We start from the raw sequence: 3050 nt of genomic DNA, 5'->3' as shown, positions 1-3050 counted from the left end.
GCTGGGGCGGGGGCGTTTTGACCCGTGCGGGGGGTCCCCGGTAGGCTCTCGGTTTGTTATACGTATTGGCTTCGTCGTTCTCACGCGAAGGGCCTTACGTAGGTTCCCTGGAGCAGTTACCAGTGGCTCGCATACGGGCAGCGTCCCCGGCGATTGTGAGCCCCAGCTGCATATCGCTTCAGAGGTGCCGTGTGTCTGGATCCCATCCACTGAAGAAGCGAAGGCTGCGAAGTGCGTACGTACAGCCCCAAGCCCGGCGATGTCACGCGCCAGTGGCACATCATTGACGCTCAGGACATCGTCCTGGGCCGTCTGGCCACCACGGCTGCGAACCTCCTCCGAGGCAAGCACAAGGCGATCTACGCCCCCCACATGGACATGGGCGACTTCGTCATCATCATCAACGCCGACAAGGTTCACCTGTCCGGCAACAAGAAGACCCAGAAGATGGCGTACCGCCACTCCGGGTTCCCGGGCGGTCTCCGTTCGGTGCGCTACGACGAGCTTCTCGCGAAGAACCCCGAGAAGGCCGTCGAGAAGGCCATCAAGGGCATGATCCCCAAGAACACCCTGGGCCGTCAGATGCTCTCGAAGCTCAAGGTCTACGCGGGCGACCAGCACCCGCACGCTGCCCAGCAGCCGGTCCCGTTCGAGATCACCCAGGTCGCGCAGTAGTTCCGGCCACCCCCTAAGACATACAGAAAGATCTGAGGAGCATCGTGGCCGAGACCACTGTTGAGACCCCCGTCGAGGGCACCGAGGGCGAGGAGACCTTTGCCGAGGTGACCACCTTCGAGTCCGAGGTCCCCGTCGAGGGTGAGTACACCTCCGAGTCGCTCGCGGGCCGCTTCGGCGACCCGCAGCCCGCGGCCGGCCTTGGCCGTCGCAAGAACGCCATCGCCCGCGTCCGGATCATCCCGGGCACCGGCAAGTGGAAGATCAACGGTCGCACCCTTGAGGACTACTTCCCCAACAAGGTGCACCAGCAGGAAGTCAACGAGCCCTTCAAGGTGCTCGAGCTCGACGGTCGCTACGACGTCGTGGCCCGCATCTCGGGTGGCGGTGTCTCCGGTCAGGCCGGTGCCCTGCGCCTCGGTGTGGCCCGCTCGCTGAACGAGGCGGACGTGGACAACAACCGCGCCACGCTGAAGAAGGCCGGCTTCCTCTCCCGCGACGACCGTGCGGTCGAGCGCAAGAAGGCCGGTCTCAAGAAGGCCCGTAAGGCCCCGCAGTACAGCAAGCGCTAAATATCGCCTGCTCGACTGTCACGTTCGCCCCGGCGGCACACTCTGTGCCGCTGGGGCGTTCGTTTATCGACGCTCGCGGGCGTATAACGGCATAAGACGTTCATCGGCCCGGGCGGGATCGCGGCCCGGTGAGCGCCGTCGCGCATCCGGCGTCCGGCGTTCGGCATCCGTCAGGTCGGTCGCGCCATGCCGACCGGCGTGCCTTTTTGCGCTTTTTCCTTGCTTTCGTTGTTTGGTTGCTCAGTTCGTTTCGTTTGCTGTGCAGTGGTTGTTTGTGGTTTCGGAGCACTTCGGAGGACACCAGTGGGACGACTCTTCGGTACGGACGGAGTACGCGGTGTCGCCAACGCCGATCTGACGGCCGAGCTCGCGCTCGGCCTCTCGGTCGCGGCGGCGCACGTACTCGCCGAGGCGGGCACCTTCGCGGGCCATCGCCCGACCGCCGTGGTCGGACGTGATCCGCGAGCCTCCGGAGAGTTCCTGGAGGCCGCCGTCGTGGCGGGCCTGGCCAGCGCGGGTGTGGACGTGCTGCGCGTCGGTGTCCTTCCGACGCCCGCCGTGGCGTATCTGACCGGCTCGCTCGGCGCGGACATCGGCGTGATGCTCTCCGCCAGTCACAACGCGATGCCCGACAACGGCGTCAAGTTCTTCGCGCGCGGCGGCCACAAGCTCGCCGACGAGCTGGAGGACCGGATCGAGACGGTCTACGAGCAGCACCGCACCGGTGAGCCGTGGAGCCGCCCGACCGGCGCCGGCGTCGGCCGGGTCACCGACTACACGGAGGGCTTCGACCGGTACGTCGCCCACCTCATCGGCGTCCTGCCCAACCGGCTCGACGGTCTCAAGGTCGTCCTGGACGAGGCGCACGGTGCCGCCGCCCGGGTCTCGCCCGAGGCGTTCGCGCGGGCCGGGGCCGAGGTCGTCACCATCGGGGCGGACCCGGACGGGCTGAACATCAACGACGGCTGCGGCTCCACCCACCTGGAGCTGCTGCGCGCCGCCGTCGTCGAGCACGGGGCCGACCTCGGCATCGCGCACGACGGTGACGCCGACCGCTGCCTCGCCGTGGACGCGGCGGGCGATGAGGTCGACGGCGACCAGATCCTCGCCGTGCTCGCCCTCGCGATGCGGGACGCCGGCCAGCTGCGCAAGGACACCGTCGTCGGCACCGTGATGTCGAACCTCGGCTTCAAGCTGGCCATGGAGCGCGAGGGCATCCGGCTCGTCCAGACGGCGGTCGGCGACCGTTACGTCCTGGAGTCGATGAAGGCCGAGGGCTTCGCGCTCGGCGGTGAGCAGTCCGGGCACGTCATCGTCCTGGACCACGCCACGACCGGCGACGGCACGCTGACCGGCCTGATGCTGGCCGCCCGCGTCGCCGCCACGGGCCGGGGCCTCGCGGAGCTGGCCGGCGTCATGCAGCGCCTGCCGCAGGTCCTGATCAACGTCCCCGACGTCGACAAGACCCGGGTCAACACCTCGTCCGAGCTGGCCACCGCGGTCGTCGAGGCGGAGCGCGAGCTGGGCGAGACCGGGCGCGTACTGCTGCGTCAGTCGGGCACCGAGCCGCTGGTGCGGGTCATGGTCGAGGCCGCCGACATCGAGCAGGCGCGGGCCGTCGCGGGCCGGCTGGCCGATGTGGTGAAGTCCGCGCTGGGCTGAGCCCGGCCGTTCGCGGAAAGGCCCCCGGCGATCACAGGAGTCCGCGTGGTCGCCGGGGGCTTTCGCGCGCTGTGCCGGAGGCCTGCGGGGGGCGGGTGCGCTGTGCGGTGCCGGGTGGTCGTCGCGTGGTCACGCCGGGGG

Annotated in this window: 3 protein-coding genes; all 3 read left to right on the top strand. The window is 68.9% G+C overall.

The genetic code is table 11. The features are described 5' to 3' along the window. Positions 1–231 precede the first annotated feature (231 nt). Complete coding sequence (gene rplM, locus HET64_RS37880; protein WP_003966932.1) at positions 232–675, top strand: 50S ribosomal protein L13; 444 nt, start codon at positions 232–234, stop codon at positions 673–675. A gap of 44 nt (positions 676–719) precedes the next feature. Beyond that, a complete protein-coding gene (gene rpsI, locus HET64_RS37875) occupies positions 720–1247 on the top strand; it encodes a 30S ribosomal protein S9 (RefSeq protein WP_007453146.1) in 528 nt (175 codons plus the stop codon). Positions 1248–1550: 303 nt separating this feature from the next. Continuing rightward, positions 1551–2909, top strand: a complete 1359-nt coding sequence (gene glmM / locus HET64_RS37870) for a phosphoglucosamine mutase (protein ID WP_215111760.1) — start codon at positions 1551–1553, stop codon at positions 2907–2909. The last annotated feature ends 141 nt before the right edge of the window (positions 2910–3050 follow it).

The sequence above is a fragment of the Streptomyces sp. McG3 genome (assembly GCF_018619185.1).
In the GTDB taxonomy this organism is placed as follows: Bacteria; Actinomycetota; Actinomycetes; order Streptomycetales; family Streptomycetaceae; genus Streptomyces.
The sequence above is the reverse complement of the archived record's forward strand: the minus strand, read 5'-3'. Positions and strand labels throughout refer to the sequence as shown.